Genomic DNA, 1,651 nt, shown 5'->3' on the forward strand with positions numbered 1-1,651 from the left:
CAAACACCAAAAAACACATTCAAGTGTTCTTGGGAATGTCACTTTTAAGTGACTATTCGAAATTGAGTCCGGCAAAATCGAAATGTCTCTCGCTCATTCAAATAATGAGAGACAACTTTGGTGATTTGAACATCAACTCGAAACTCCTTCGGGTTGTATGGTTAAGTGACTAAGCGTACACGGTGGATGCCTTGGCAGTCAGAGGCGATGAAAGACGTAGTAACTTGCGATAAGCCCAGATTAGGTAGTAACAACCATTTGAGTCTGGGATTTCTGAATGGGGAAACCCACTAGCATAAGCTAGTATCACACACTGAATTCATAGGTGTGTGAGGCGAACCGGGGGAACTGAAACATCTAAGTACCCCGAGGAAAAGAAATCAACCGAGATTCCGAAAGTAGCGGCGAGCGAAATTGGACTAGCCCTTAAGCTTTTTATGCGTCAGGTGAAACTTCTGGAAAGTTGTGCGATACAGGGTGATAGCCCCGTAACCGGCAACGCATAATAAGTGAAATCGAGTAGGGCGGGACACGTGATATCCTGTCTGAATATGGGGGGACCATCCTCCAAGGCTAAATACTACTGACTGACCGATAGTGAACCAGTACCGTGAGGGAAAGGCGAAAAGAACCCCTGTGAGGGGAGTGAAATAGAACCTGAAACCGTGTACGTACAAGCAGTAGGAGCAGGCTTTGTCCTGTGACTGCGTACCTTTTGTATAATGGGTCAGCGACTTATATTCAGTGGCAAGGTTAACCATCTAGGGGAGCCGTAGGGAAACCGAGTCTTAACTGGGCGTTCAGTCTCTGGATATAGACCCGAAACCAGGTGATCTAGCCATGGGCAGGTTGAAGATTGAGTAACATCAATTGGAGGACCGAACCGACTAATGTTGAAAAATTAGCGGATGACTTGTGGCTAGGGGTGAAAGGCCAATCAAACCTGGAGATAGCTGGTTCTCCCCGAAAGCTATTTAGGTAGCGCCTCGGACGAATACTACTGGGGGTAGAGCACTGTTAAGGCTAGGGGGTCATCCCGACTTACCAACCCTTTGCAAACTCCGAATACCAGTAAGTACTATCCGGGAGACACACGGCGGGTGCTAACGTCCGTCGTGGAGAGGGAAACAACCCAGACCGCCAGCTAAGGTCCCAAATTATTACTAAGTGGGAAACGATGTGGGAAGGCTCAGACAGCCAGGATGTTGGCTTAGAAGCAGCCATCATTTAAAGAAAGCGTAATAGCTCACTGGTCGAGTCGGCCTGCGCGGAAGATGTAACGGGGCTAAGTAATAAACCGAAGCTGCGGCAATGCAGTTTACTGCATTGGGTAGGGGAGCGTTCTGTAAGCCGTTGAAGGTGTGTTGTAAAGCATGCTGGAGGTATCAGAAGTGCGAATGCTGACATGAGTAACGATAAAGGGGGTGAAAAACCCCCTCGCCGGAAGACCAAGGGTTCCTGTCCAACGTTAATCGGGGCAGGGTAAGTCGACCCCTAAGGCGAGGCCGAAAGGCGTAGTCGATGGGAAACGGGTTAATATTCCCGTACTTCTTACAATTGCGATGGGGGGACGGAGAAGGCTAGGTGGGCCTGGCGACGGTTGTCCAGGTTCAAGTGCGTAGGCTTAAGAGTTAGGTAAATCCGGCTCTTT

At 49.0% G+C, this 1,651-nt stretch carries 1 rRNA gene; it reads left to right on the top strand.

What is annotated here, in order from left to right:
- Positions 1 to 159: 159 nt before the first annotated feature.
- A 23S ribosomal RNA gene (locus ACVA54_RS19590) occupies positions 160 to 1,651 on the top strand; the annotation flags it as partial.

The organism is Vibrio sp. PNB23_22_6 (assembly GCF_052877535.1).